The organism is Dietzia sp. 179-F 9C3 NHS (assembly GCF_045369825.1).
Classification (GTDB): Bacteria; Actinomycetota; Actinomycetes; order Mycobacteriales; family Mycobacteriaceae; genus Dietzia.
Genome location: NZ_JBIQES010000009.1, coordinates 71,043 through 82,853 on the forward strand (window position 1 = coordinate 71,043; position 11,811 = coordinate 82,853).

General features: G+C 69.6%; 12 protein-coding genes. All 12 read right to left on the reverse strand.

The window, feature by feature from the left end; all coding sequences use genetic code 11:
• Positions 1 to 19: 19 nt before the first annotated feature.
• A complete protein-coding gene (locus ACH0BZ_RS12240; RefSeq protein WP_406898721.1) occupies positions 20 to 889 on the reverse strand; it encodes a hypothetical protein in 870 nt (289 codons plus the stop codon).
• On the reverse strand, positions 886 to 1,422 hold the full coding sequence (locus ACH0BZ_RS12245) for a hypothetical protein (protein ID WP_406898723.1): 537 nt from the start codon (positions 1,420 to 1,422) through the stop codon (positions 886 to 888). Before ACH0BZ_RS12245 ends, ACH0BZ_RS12240 begins: the two co-directional genes overlap by 4 nt.
• Before the next feature lie 2 nt (positions 1,423 to 1,424).
• The gene (locus tag ACH0BZ_RS12250; RefSeq protein ID WP_406898725.1) at positions 1,425 to 2,843 is read right to left on the reverse strand and encodes an MCE family protein; all 1,419 of its coding nucleotides are present in this window, start codon (positions 2,841 to 2,843) and stop codon (positions 1,425 to 1,427) included.
• A complete protein-coding gene (locus ACH0BZ_RS12255) occupies positions 2,840 to 4,066 on the reverse strand; it encodes an MCE family protein (protein WP_406898727.1) in 1,227 nt (408 codons plus the stop codon). Before ACH0BZ_RS12255 ends, ACH0BZ_RS12250 begins: the two co-directional genes overlap by 4 nt.
• Positions 4,066 to 5,331 carry an MCE family protein gene (locus ACH0BZ_RS12260; protein ID WP_406898729.1) on the reverse strand — a complete coding sequence of 422 codons (1,266 nt, stop codon included), beginning with the start codon at positions 5,329 to 5,331 and terminating at the stop codon, positions 4,066 to 4,068. The genes ACH0BZ_RS12255 and ACH0BZ_RS12260 overlap by 1 nt, the downstream gene beginning before the upstream one ends.
• The gene (locus ACH0BZ_RS12265; RefSeq protein WP_406898731.1) at positions 5,328 to 6,476 is read right to left on the reverse strand and encodes an MCE family protein; all 1,149 of its coding nucleotides are present in this window, start codon (positions 6,474 to 6,476) and stop codon (positions 5,328 to 5,330) included. Before ACH0BZ_RS12265 ends, ACH0BZ_RS12260 begins: the two co-directional genes overlap by 4 nt.
• A complete protein-coding gene (locus tag ACH0BZ_RS12270) occupies positions 6,469 to 7,524 on the reverse strand; it encodes an MCE family protein (protein ID WP_406898733.1) in 1,056 nt (351 codons plus the stop codon). Before ACH0BZ_RS12270 ends, ACH0BZ_RS12265 begins: the two co-directional genes overlap by 8 nt.
• Positions 7,521 to 8,759, reverse strand: coding sequence for an MCE family protein (locus tag ACH0BZ_RS12275; protein ID WP_406898734.1), 1,239 nt, complete (start codon positions 8,757 to 8,759; stop codon positions 7,521 to 7,523). Before ACH0BZ_RS12275 ends, ACH0BZ_RS12270 begins: the two co-directional genes overlap by 4 nt.
• Positions 8,760 to 8,768: 9 nt before the next feature.
• Positions 8,769 to 9,620 carry an MlaE family ABC transporter permease gene (locus ACH0BZ_RS12280; protein ID WP_406898735.1) on the reverse strand — a complete coding sequence of 284 codons (852 nt, stop codon included), beginning with the start codon at positions 9,618 to 9,620 and terminating at the stop codon, positions 8,769 to 8,771.
• 1 nt (position 9,621) lies between these two features.
• A complete protein-coding gene (locus tag ACH0BZ_RS12285; protein WP_406898737.1) occupies positions 9,622 to 10,386 on the reverse strand; it encodes an MlaE family ABC transporter permease in 765 nt (254 codons plus the stop codon).
• A 211-nt stretch (positions 10,387 to 10,597) separates the two neighbouring features.
• On the reverse strand, positions 10,598 to 11,509 hold the full coding sequence (locus ACH0BZ_RS12290) for a 3-oxoacyl-ACP reductase (protein ID WP_406898739.1): 912 nt from the start codon (positions 11,507 to 11,509) through the stop codon (positions 10,598 to 10,600).
• Positions 11,510 to 11,517: 8 nt separating this feature from the next.
• On the reverse strand, positions 11,518 to 11,712 hold the full coding sequence (locus ACH0BZ_RS12295) for a ferredoxin (protein ID WP_406898740.1): 195 nt from the start codon (positions 11,710 to 11,712) through the stop codon (positions 11,518 to 11,520).
• Positions 11,713 to 11,811: the final 99 nt, after the last annotated feature.

Consider the following 11,811-nt stretch of genomic DNA (forward strand, 5'->3'; position numbering starts at 1 on the left):
CGGTGCAACACTGCCGGCCCTAGAGCGCGTCGACCTTGCTGAGCTTCCAGACCCCGTCCTGCTGCACCATCTGCACGCTGAGCCGCGAGGCCGAGCTGGCCGCCTCCGGGCTCTCCTTGGTGGACACCATGCGGTTGAGCATCACCAGGACGGTCACGCGGGGCTCCTCGCCCTCGGCCTCCACGATCTCCTGCGGGGCCGCGGCGGCGACCGTCGCGTAGACGCTGGCCTCCTGCTGCTTGGCGGCCGAGGCCACCGTCGGCATGGACTGCTCCACGAACTCGGTGAGTGCCGGCTCGGCCAGCCGCTCCCGGACCGCCGCCAGGTCGGCGTCGACCGTGCGGTGGTCGTAGGTGAACATCTGCGTGGTGATCTCGCGCGCGGCGTCCGTGGCCTGCGTGGGCACGTCCTGGAACGCCTCCGCCGCGGCCGTCTGGTCCCGCGCGCCGAGGTACGCCAGCGTCGCCACGACGGCGCCACCGGCGAGCAGCACCGCCACGATCGCCACGATCGCGGTCAGCGTCTTGAGGCGGCCGGTGTCGGAGGGCAGCGCCGCCCCGACCCGGGCCGCGGGACCGGGACGCGAGCCCGCAGCAGCGGGGCCGGAGCCGCCGGCGTCCCGGGAGTACGGGTCCGACTCGGCGGGGCCGGACGCGGTGGTCCCCGACGGCCCGGTGTCGGGCGTGCGGGTCTGCGGCATCGCCTCCATGCCCTCGAAGAGGCCGCCGGCGCGGGCGGCCTCGAGGGCGCGCTCGCGGGCGGCGTCGGCCTTGCGCTGGGCGCGGGCCGCGCGCTCGGCCTCACGCTGGGCGCGCTTGGCCGCGCGGGCGTCGGAGCCGGAGGAACCGGTGGAGCCGGAGTTCGGGGTCATGTCGTCGTCGGTGCTCACGGGATGAAGTTCACCCCCGAGACCTTCATCTCGCCGTCGTCGTGCCGGTTGACGGTGACGCGGACCCGGTACTGGCGCTCCTGGTCCTCGGTGGCCTTGGGGTTGCCGATGGTCTGGTCGATGGCCATGATCACGTCCGCGTGGTCGGGGTAGGACTTCTCCACGGCGGCCGCGGACACCACGCCGTCCGCGATCACCTTTGTGGACTTGACCACTTCCTCGTACGAGTCCCGCCGGGGCGTGAACTGCTCGGAGAAGTCGCCCTCGATCAGGCCGACGATCCGGTCGACGTCCTCGTCGAGGGTCTCCTGCCGGATGGTCATGAGGTGGGTCATCACGTCGGTGGCGAAGTCGCGGTACGCGGTGTCGAGCTCGGTGGCCGAGGCGCGGTCCGCACGGATCGACGCCGCCTTCCCCCGCTCGGTGAGCCACAAGCCGGTGGCGACGAGCGCCGCGATCAGCGCGAGGGCGGCAACGACCACCACCGCGCTGAATGCGATACGCCAGCCGGTGGACGTGTCGTTCGAGGGCACTACTAGGTCACTCCGTTCGTCAGGATGTCGGCGAGTGGCGCGTCGGCGGGCAGCTTGCTGTCCTTGCCGAGGTTCAACTGACGGTACGCTTTGCCGTCGACGCCGAGGTACTCGCCCGTCGCCGGGTCGTACGTGGCGGCCGAGGTCCGGATCTCCCGCTCGCCCTCGTCCGAGGACGGGGCCACGTTCCAACCGTTGGGGTTGTTCCCGGGCGGGCCCACCTCGCTGGTGTCGGGTGGGTTGTGGCCCTGGGGCTGGTAGTTGTTCTCGCGGCACTCCTGCGGCGAGGCGGCGCGGCGGCCTGGGAACTCCATGCACGGGAAGTTGCGGGCGCCGCGGACGGTGATCTGCGAGTCCTGCGGGACCTTGCAGTAGATGCCGTTGATGAGCGGCGGGACCGTGAGATCTGCGGGCGAGCGGCGCTGCTCGGCCGGCAGGAAGCCGGTGGTGCACGGCGGGGTGTCGTTGATCTGGAGGTTGAAGTCCACCTTGATCTCGCCGTCCTCGCGGGCACCCTCGATCGCGGTGATGAGCGAGGACACCAGCGCCGGGTAGATCACGAGTAGTTGCTCGAGCGAGCGGTTGTAGACCACGCCCACCTCGCCGACGCTCATGAGGTTCGCGACGAGCAACGGCATGGTCGGCTGCAGGTCGTTGAGCACCTTGGTGGCCCGGCCCAGCGAGTCGGGGCCGCGCTGGATGAGCGAGGTGAGCTGCGGCTCGTTCTCGCGGAGCTGGTCGGTGACGTCGGCCAGGTTGCGGGTCCAGGCGCGGATCGAGTCCGCCGAGCGGAGCTGCGAGTCCAGGACCGGCTCGGCGTCGGCGATGAGCTGACGGGTGGCGCCGGAGTTGCGCTGGGCCTCGTCGAGCAGGAGCTGCGCGGAGTCGAGGAACTGCTGCAGGTCGCGCTCGGAGCCGTTGAAGGCGTCGAACGCCTCCGAGATGACGCGCCGCATCTTGGCGTCGTCGATCGAGGCCATGAGCACGGTGGCCTGGTCGAGGACCGGCCCGATACCCTGCGGCATGCGGATCCGGTCCGGGCCCAGGACGGTGCCGTCGGCCAGCTCGCCGGCGGGCGTCCCGGTGGGCACGAACTCGACGTACTGCTCGCCGACCGCGGACACGCTGCGGATCTCGGCGCGCACGTTCTCGGGCACGCCGGCGTCGGAGTCGAAGTGCATCTCGGCCACGACGCGGCCCGGCTTGAGGGTCACGGCGTCGACGCGGCCGATGACGTTGCCGAGGTAGGACACGTTGGCGTTCTGGTAGAGCCCGCCGGTGTCCGGCATCTCCAACGCCACGTCGGTCCGCTTCCACCCGAAGGCGGTGGGGAGCTTGAGGTACACGACCCCCATGACGACGAGGGAGATCACCGTGACCACGGCGAACACCGTCAGCTGCATCTTGACGAACTTGCTCATCGGGGAGCCTCCTCGGGCGCGGGGGCCGGGTCGGCGGCGCCCGGAACTCCGAGAGCCTCGGCGAGTTCCTCCGGTGCCGGCGCCGGCGGGGCCGGCACGTCGAGCGAGAACGGGTCGGCGCTCGCCATGGGGTTGGGCGCCAGGCCCACGTAGCCCTCGAGGCCGGCCATGCGGTTCCCGAACTCGGTGCCCAGCAGGAGGGTCTCTGCCAGGCGAGGCATCGTGGCGTCGGCGTCGATGTAGAGGTTGGCGTAGTCGCCGCGCAGGAAGTTGTCGATACCGGCCTGCGGGAACGGGAACGTGATGAGTGAGCTCAGCACCCGCGTGAGGTCGCGGCCCGAGTTGGCCAGCGCGTCGAGGACCGGCGTGATGTCACGCAGGTTCTCCACGAGGTTCTGTCCACCCCCGGCGTCGATGATCTGGTTGGCCTTGTTGCCGAAGTCGCCCAGCGAGACCAGCGCGGTGGTGAGCTCCTGCTTCTGGTCGTTGATGAGGTTCAGGGCCTCCGGCATCTGCGCGAGCGCCTTGGACAGGGTGTCGTTCTGCTCGTTGATCTGCCGCGAGAGCCGGTCGAGCCCGTCCATGGCCGCGATGATGTCGGCGCGCTGGTCGTCGAGGCCGCTCACGGTGGTCTCGAGCTGGCCCAGGACCTCCTTGGCGTCGACCTGCCGGCCGTCGAGCGCGGTGTTGAGCTCCCGGGAGATGGTCTCGAACTGGGCGAGGCCGCCGTCGGTGAGCACCACGGAGAGCGCCGAGAGGGTCTGCTCCGTGGTCGGGTACACGCCGGCCCGCTCGAGCGGGATGCGGTCGCCACCCGACAGGCTGCCCTCGGCCTTGCCGTCCGGCGGCGGGAACAGCTCGAGGTGCTGTGAGCCCAGGAGGCTGGTCTGCCCGATCTTGGCGTGGGCGTTGGCCGGGAGCCGGACCTCCTCGTTGAGCGAGACCGTGACGATGGCCGTGTAGTCCTCCACACGCAGCTCCTTGATGGAGCCCACGTTGACGTCGTTGACGCGCACCGGCGAGTTCTTGGTGATGGTCGTGACGTTGGGCATCTCGATGGTCACCTCGTAGGCGCCCTCGCCGTTGCCCTGCGCGCCCGGCAGCGGCAGCGAGTTGAGGCCGTCCCAGGTGCAGCCGGCGCCGGTGAGCAGCACGGCGGCGCCGAGGGCGCCGGCGCCGAGCAGGCGGCCCCGGGTGCGGGATCCGTGGCGGTCGGTGCGCATCACGCACCCCCCGTCGCGAGCAGCGTGTCGGTGAGGTTGTCGCCCTTGTTGACCACGTTGACCAGCGGGTCCGGCCGCGCTGACGGCGGCTGGACACCGGGCGGGGTCTGCGTGCCCGGCTTCTGGTGCTCCCAGATCTGGTGTGGCTCGGCGGTCGGCGTGACGGGCGGGGTCACCGTGCCGTACGGGTAGTTGGAGGTGAGTGAGTTGAACAGCGGCCCCATGTACTGCGCGCAGAGCTCGGCGTCGGACTCGGCCGTGTTGTTGGCCAGGCCGGCGATGGCGCCGCAGATGAAGTTGGTGGGGTTGGCCATCTGGTTCATGGCCAGCACGCCGTTGAGCACGCCCTGGTACGGGCGGTAGATGTTGTAGAAGTTCGCCATGGCGGTGGGGGCCACGTGCAGGACGCCCTCGAGGTCGGCGCGGCGGTCGCGGATCACCGAGGTGGCCTGGCCGAGCTTGTCCACGGCGGTGGTCAGGCGCGTGCCGTGGTTGTCGAGGAAGCGGTCGATGTCGGTCACCGCCAGGTCGAGGTCGCGCAGGGCGGCGTCGATGTCGTCGGTCTGGTCCCCCAGCACCTGGGTGACGCTGGCCAGCCTGCCGCCGAAGGAGACGATCTGCTCCTCGCTCTGCGAGAGGGCGGTGACGAACAGCTGGAGGTTCTTGAGGGTGGTGAAGAGGTTCTCCCGGCCGTCGGAGAGCACCGACATGGTGTGGGAGAGCTGGTTGAGCGCGTCGCGCACCTCGGCGCCGTTGCCCTCGAGCATGGCGTCGGCCGAGTCCACGAAGTCGCCGAGCGGGCCGGTCTCCTCACCGTCGGCGGGACCGAGCGCCGAGGAGAGCTTCATGAGCTGCTCCTTGACGCCGTCCCACTCCACGGGGACCGCGGTGCGCTCGACGGGGATCTCGCCGCCGTCCTCCATCTCGGGGCCGCCGGTGTGGGCGGGGGAGAGTTGGATGAAGCGTTCGGCGACGAGCGACTGCGCCACGAGCAGCGCGTTGGCGTCGGCGGGGATCGGGACCTCGTGGTCGACCTCCATGGTGACCTTGGACAGGCCGTCCTCGATGCTGATGTCCGAGATGGTGCCCACCGTGACGCCGAGCACGCGCACCGTGTCGTCCTGGTAGACACCGCGGGTGGACTCGAAATAGGCCGTGATGGTCTTGGTCCGGGTCGTGAACAGCCACACGGCGGCCACGACCAGGGCGATCACGGCGAGCACCGCGATCACCTTGGCTGCTGTGGAGGAGAGGAATCTACTCATCGCGGCTTCCTGTTGACTCCCCAACCGGGGAACTCGTCCATGAGGGTCAGACCGGGTGTGCCGGGCATCGTCGGCTCACGCACCAGGCCCGGCTCGGGTTGGACCCGGTCGTCGATCAGCGGCATGAGGTCCCGGAGGATCGTCTGCTGGTAATGGCCGAGCGACAGGTTGGAGATATAGGCGTTGAACCACGGGCCGGAGGCGACGGCCTCGCTGAGCGCAGTGGCGTAGGGGACGATCCGGCGCAGGCCCAGGTCGAGGTCGTCGCGGTTGCGGATGAGCAGGTCCGAGACGTTCTCGAGCTTGTCGAGCGCGGGCCCGAGCTGCGCCTCGTTGTCCTGCACCACGCCGGAGAGCTGGCGGGCGAGCTCGTCGATGTTGGTGATGAGCTCGCTGATCGCGCGGCGCCGCATGTCGAGTTGGATGAACAGGGTGTTGCCGTCCACCATGAGCTGGTTGATCTGGTCGCTGCGCGTGCCGAGGATGTCGGTGGTGCCGGCTGCCTTGTCGAGCAGCTCGCGCACGCCCTCGTCGCGCTTGTTGAGGGACTGCGACAGGCGGGTGATGCCGTCGATCGCGCCCCGCACCTCGGGCGAGGAGGTCTCCATGGTCTCGGAGATCACGGTGAGTGCCTCGTCCACCTTGTCGGTGTCCATGGCCTCGACCGTGTCGGACAGGTCGCCGAGCGCGGAGGTGAGCGAGTACGGCACCGAGGTGCGCTCGAGCGGGATGGTGGTGTCCGCCAGCTCGCCGCGGCCGTCGGAGAAGACGGCGAGCGCGCGGCGGCCGAGGATCGAGTCGGTCTTGATCTGGGCCGAGGTGTCCTCCCCCAGGTCCACGTCGGTGTCGATCGCGAAGTCGACCTTGACCCGGTCGCCGTCGAGGCCGATCTTGCGGACGGCGCCGACCTTCATGCCCGCCACCTGGACCTCGTCGCCGGTGTTGAGCCCGGCGGCGTCGGCGACGTAGGCGGTGGCGTTGCGGGTGCCGTTGACGTACGGGATGCGGTCGTAGCTCAGCGAGATCGCCATGAGCGCGACCGCGCCCACCGACCCCCACACGCCGATCCACTTGGGGTCGCGGTCGCGGAACCGGAGCTGGCCCCTGGGCGCCTTGAGCGGCGCGCCGTCGTTCTTCTCACTCATCGGGGAACGCACACCTCCCCGTGGTCTGCTCGTACTGGGGCATGAAGAGGTCCTGGCCGGTCGCCGGGTTGGTGATCCGGACGATCACGCCACAGAGGTAGAACTGGAAGAAGCTGCCGTAGACGCCCAGTCGACCCATCTTCTCGAAGTCGCTCGGCAGGCGGTTGATCACGTTCTCGACGAACTCCTCGTCGTCGTTGACGAGGGTCGCCACGCGGTCGATCTGCCGCACGTCCTCCCTCAGGGCGGGCCGCACGTCGGACAGCAGGGTGGTCATGTTGGCGCTCGCGTCGCCCAGCCGGCTCACCGACTCGCCGATCGGCTCGGCGTTGGCGGCGAGCCCGGAGATGAGCTGCTGGAGGTCCACGACGATCGAGTCCACGTTGTCGTGGTTGGCCTCGACCGTGGTGAGGACGCCGTTGAGGTTGGTGATCACGTCGCCGATGAGCTCGTCGCGGTCCGCGAGGGCGCGGGTGAGCGACGACGTCGAGGCGAGCAGGTCGTGGACCGTTCCGGCCTCGCCCTGGAACACCTTGACGATCGAGTCGGACAGCTCGTTGACCTCGCCCGGGTCGAGCGCGCGGAACAGCGGACGGAAGCCGCCGAGCAGCGCGTCCAGGTCGAGGGCCGGCGAGGTCTGCGATATCGGCAGGGTGCCGCCGGGCTCGAGCGCCGACTGGTCGCCCTTGCCGCGCTTGAGCTCGAGGTAGCGGTCGCCGGTGAGGTTCTCGTACCGGACCACGGCCTCGGTGCTGCGGTGCACCACCTGGTTGCCGGTCACGGTGAACTCGACGTCGGCGGTGTTGCCGTCGGCCAGCCCGATCTTGCCGACCCGGCCCACCTCGACGCCGGCGATACGGACCTTGTCGCCCTTCTCCAGTCCGGAGACGTCGGTGAAGTGCGCGTTGTAGTCCTCGTAGTCGCCGGAGCGGTACTCGCTGAACACCACGATGAGGCCGGCGAGCACGAGCAGCATGACCGTCGCGAAGATCGACAGCTTGATGAGCGTGGCGCGGGCCCGGCGGGCGGCGACGCGGCCGGCGGTCACGGGGTCTCCCCGTCCATGCCGAGCATGACCTGCAGGAGCGTCGGCGGCGCGGGGCGGCCGGGCTCTGTCGGCTTGAGGGGCCCGAACAGCGGGCCGGGGCGTGAGGTGAACACGTCGGGCATGCCCTCCACGGGGTTGGAGCCGGTGTCGGTGACGACGAAGGGGGCGTGCACGTTCGGGTCGGGGAACGGCAGGCCGTAGCAGTTCGGGCCGGTGCTGGCGTTGACCTTGGGCAGGTCCTTGGGGTACTCGTACGCCCGCGCACCCTGCTGGAAGCCGGCCTTGAACACGAGGCCGGGCTGGTCCTTGCCGCCGAACGCCGGCATGGCGCCCTCGACGCCTTGGTTGAGGCCCACGATGAGGCAGGTGAGCATGGGGTGGTACTCGGACACCAGGCTGACGGTGGCGCGCAGGTCGGACAGGGTCTTGACCAGCTCGTCGCCGTTCTCGGCGAGCAGGCGCTTGCCGGTCTCGCCGGTGCCGATCGCGGCGACGAGGGTCTGCTCGAAGCGGGCCTGGTTGTTGACGATGTTGGTGCCCACGTCGGTGCCCGAGTCGAGCAGGCGCATGAGCTCGGGGGTGACGTCGGCGTAGAGGTTGGCCACGCGCGAGCCCTTGGCGAGGTCCCGCTGCAGGGTCTCGATCTGCGGGTTGATCTCCTCGAGGTACGCGTTGAGGTCGGTGATCGTCTGGCCCACCTGCTCGCCGCGGCCGTCGACCGCGCCGGCGATGGCGCCGAGGGTGGAGTTGAGCTTCTCCGGCTCGACCGCCTCGAGCAGGTCGGTGAGGTCCTGGAAGAGGGTGTTGACCTCCTCGGTGACGTTGGAGGCCTCGACCACGGTGCCCTCGCGCAGCGGCGCGCCGTCGGTGCCGGCGGTGGGGATGAAGTCGATGGACTTGGCGCCGAAGATCGTGTTGGAGCGGATGTTGACGTGGGAGTCGGCGGGGATCGCTTCGAGGGCGGCCGGGTCCACCTCGATCTCGATGGTCGCGCCGTCGAACTCCTGGCGGATCTCGGTGACGTTGCCGATCTCGACGCCGCGCGAGCGCACCTTGGCGTCGGCCTCCATGACGAGGCCGGCACGGTCGCTACGGACCGTCAGCGCCACCCGGTCGTCGAACGCGCGCGTGAACATGGCCAGGGAGAGTGCGACCACGATCACGATGAAGAGCGTCAGACTCGCGGCAGCGATGCGCTTGGGCACCGTGTCGCTCTGACTCACCGTTCTCGCCACGTTCGCCTCCTATCCCGACAGGTTGAAGTTGCCGTCCCCGCCGTAGATCGCGAGGGAGACGAGAAGGGTTACGGTCACCACGGCGACGAGCGAGGTGCGGACGGCGTTGCCGACCGCGGAGCCGACGCCGGCGGGGCCGCCGGCGGCGTTGTAGCCGTAGTAGGTGTGGATGAGCATGATCGTGATGGCCATGGCGATGGCCTGCACGAAGGACCACAGGATGTCCGTGGGGATGAGGAACGTCGAGAAGTAGTGGTCGTAGACGCCGCCGGACTGCCCGTAGATCCGCACGGTGGCGAAGCGGCTGGCGAGGAACGACGCGATGACGGCGAGGGAGTACAGCGGCACCACCGCGATCATCCCGGCGACGATGCGCGTGGACACCAGGTAGGTGATCGAGTCGATGCCCATCACCTCGAGGGCGTCGATCTCCTCGGAGACCTTCATGGCGCCGAGTTGCGCCGTGGCCCCGGCGCCGATGGTGGCGGCCAGGCCGATGCCCGCGATGACGGGCGCGGCGATGCGGACGTTGATGAAGGCGGCGAAGAAGCCGGTGAGGGCCTCGACGCCGACGTCGGTGAGCGAGGAGAAGCCCTGGACGGCAATGACGCCGCCGGTGGCCAGGGTGAGGAAGCCGACGATCACGACGGTGCCGCCGATCATGGCCAGAGCGCCGGTGCCCATGGCGATCTCGGCGATGAGCCGGATCGTCTCCTTGGGGTACTGGGTCAACGCCCGCGGCGTGGCCACGAGGGCACGCCAGAAGAACAGGGCGTGGTCGCCGAAGTCGTCGAAGCTGCCCACGACGTTGTGCTTGGCCCGCGACAGCCGCGGGAACCGGGTGGTCTCGATGACGGTCATCTCACGCCCCCAGGACCTTGACGCCGACCGCCGTGAGGACGGTGTTGACCACGAACAGGGACATAAAGGCGAAGACGACGGTCTCGTTGACCGCGTTGCCGACGTCCTTCGGCCCGCCACGCACGTAGAGGCCCTTGTAGCAGGCCACGAGGCCGGCGAGCATGCCGAACATGCCGGCCTTGATCTGGGCCAGGATGAGCTCGCCGAAGCCGGTGAGCAGGGTGATGCCGTTGACGAACGCGCCGGGGTTGACGCCCTGGAGCAGGACGGAGAACAGGAAGCCGCCGAGGATGCCGATGGTGCAGACCAGGCCGTTGAGCAGCAGCGCGACGAACGTCGAGGCGGCCACGCGCGGCACCACGAGGCGCTTGACCGGGTCGATCCCGAGCACCTCCATGGCGTCGATCTCCTCGCGGATGGTGCGCGCGCCGAGGTCGGCGCAGATGGCGGTGGCGCCGGCGCCGGCCACGATGAGCACCGTGACCATGGGGCCGACCTGGGTGACGGCACCGAGGGCTGCGCCCGCCCCCGAGAGGTCGGCGGCGCCGATCTCGCGCAGGAGGATGTTGAGCGTGAAGCTCACCAGGACAGTGAAGGGGATGGCCACGAGGACGGTGGCGAGCATCGACACGCGCGCGATGAACCACGACTGGTCGATGAACTCGCGGGTCTGCCGGACGATCGAGGGGAACGACACGAACGTGTCGAGGGTGAGCGCGAAGAACTCGCCTACGCCCTTGAGGGGCGCGTCGAGAACCTTGGCCATGCGTGCCCCCTCCGTTTTATACAAGCGTCCATTTTGGTGTGACCCGGCTTACACAATAACGAGAACGTGCTCTCGTTGGCAAACCCCGCTGAACCGGCGGCCGCCGCACACCTCCCGTTGTGCGGGGACCTTAACACGGGCTGACAGCGTGAAACGGGCCCCCGGACCGGACTCTCAGAAACCGGCTCGGGGGCCCGTCACCTGCGCAGATCTAGAGCTTCATGATCTCGCTGGCGGAGAACGACTTGCCCTCGGGCCGATCGGCCCAGTGGGCGGAGACCGCATCGGCAAAGGCGCGCCGGTCCCAGATGCCGCCGTCGGCGTCGAAGCGCTTCTCCACGACCGGTGCCTCGACGAGCGCCACCATGCCGCCGTAGACCACGAACAGCTGTCCCGTGATCTCCGCGGCGGCCGGGGAGGCGAGGTAGGACACGAGGTCCGCCACCCGGTCCGGGGAGAGCGGATCGGGACCCTGGGACTCGTCCCAGGCCTCGAAGACGTTCTCGGTCATCCCCGTGCGGCCGCGCGGGGCGATCGCGTTGGCGGTGCAGCCGATCCGCGAGAGCACGCGGGAGGCCGAGAGCGTCAGAGCCGTGATGGCCGCCTTGGCGGCGCCGTAGTTCGCCTGCCCGGGCGGGCCGAAGAGCCCGGCCTCGGACGAGGTGTTGATCAGGCGACCGTAGACGGGATCCTCCGACTTCTTGCTCTCCGCCCGCCAGTGGGCGGCGGCGTTGCGCGTGAGCAGGAAGTGTCCGCGGAGGTGCACCTTGACCACGGCGTCGAAGTCGGCGTCGTCGAGATTGAAGAGCATCTTGTCGCGCGTGATGCCGGCGTTGTTGACCACCACGTGCAGGCCGCCGTGCTTGACGGCCGCGGCGCACATGGCGTCGGCGGTCTCGCGCTCGGAGACGTCGCCCACCACGAGCTCGGCCCTGGCGCCGGCCGCCTCGATGTCCGCGATCACCGCGTCCGTGGCCTCGCCGGCCCGGATGTCGTTGATCACGACGGCGGCGGCGCCGGAGCGGGCCAGGTTGACGGCCTCCGCGGCGCCCAGGCCGGAGCCGGAGCCGGTGACGACGGCGACGCGGCCGTCGAGGGACAGATCGGAGTCGAGTGAGGCCATCCCGGCGGTCACTCCTCGGCCTTGAGGGCGGCCATCGGGCACTTCTCCACGGCCTTGAGGGCGCGCTTCTGGAGCTCCTCCGGGACCGGATCGGCGATCACGCGCACGATCTCGTCGTCGTCACCCAGTTCAAAGACCTTCGGGGCCAGTCCGGTGCACACGGCCTGCCCCTCGCATCGGTTGGGATCCACGATGATCCTCATGACTGTCCTCCTCGGCCGGGCCCGCGGCCTCGGTGACCGCGGGCGTGGTTCGATACTATGTGAGCCGCGACACTAGAACGTGTTACAACTCAGGGACGA